The 513-nt window shown below is 70.8% G+C and carries 2 protein-coding genes; one reads left to right on the top strand and one right to left on the bottom strand.

The window, feature by feature from the left end; all coding sequences use genetic code 11:
* Positions 1–257: hypothetical protein (locus ACEN88_RS34000; protein WP_413346779.1), on the top strand; the 257-nt coding region annotated here is incomplete at its 5' end.
* A 6-nt stretch (positions 258–263) separates the two neighbouring features.
* Here ACEN88_RS34000 and ACEN88_RS33995 read toward each other — a convergent pair.
* On the bottom strand, positions 264–513 hold a 250-nt coding region (locus ACEN88_RS33995; protein ID WP_413346777.1), incomplete at its 5' end, for a BBE domain-containing protein.

Raw genomic sequence — 513 nt, 5'->3', positions numbered from 1 at the left:
AGCTGGAACGCCTGCAGCGCGAACTGAACGAGGCGTCCAGCGCGTGCACGCGCAAGCGCCAGCGCGCGAGCGCGTGGGCGGAGACGCGCGGTCCGATCGAATCTTCGCTGGCGTCGGGCAGTGTCGAGCGGGCGCGCACGCGCCTGCAGGCGTTCACGAAGCGCTGGGGCGAGGACGACAACACGCGCGCGCTCAAGGCGCGCATCGACGCCGCGCGCGCCGAGCATCCGCTGGCTATCCCGCCAGACGCGCAGTAACGGGAATCACGCGTTGCGTGTAAATCCGTCCTCGCTCCAGGCTTCGCTGCCCACGCCGTGGCGCACGAAGAACAGGCCGTCCGGATCGTACTTGCGCTTGACCTGCGCGAGCCGCGGATAGTTGGCGCCCCAGAAGGCGTCCTGCCAGCCGGCCTGGAAATAATCGCTTTCGGAGACATAGGAACCGGCCTTCGGCGCCACCGCCAGCAGCGCGTCCATCGCGCGCCCGATCGCCTGCGCGCGGGCGCGCCCGCGG

Origin of the sequence: Massilia sp. CT11-108, from assembly GCF_047302915.1 — a bacterium.
GTDB classification, from domain to species: Bacteria; Pseudomonadota; Gammaproteobacteria; order Burkholderiales; family Burkholderiaceae_D; genus Telluria; species Telluria orientalis.
The sequence above is the reverse complement of the archived record's forward strand: the minus strand, read 5'-3'. Positions and strand labels throughout refer to the sequence as shown.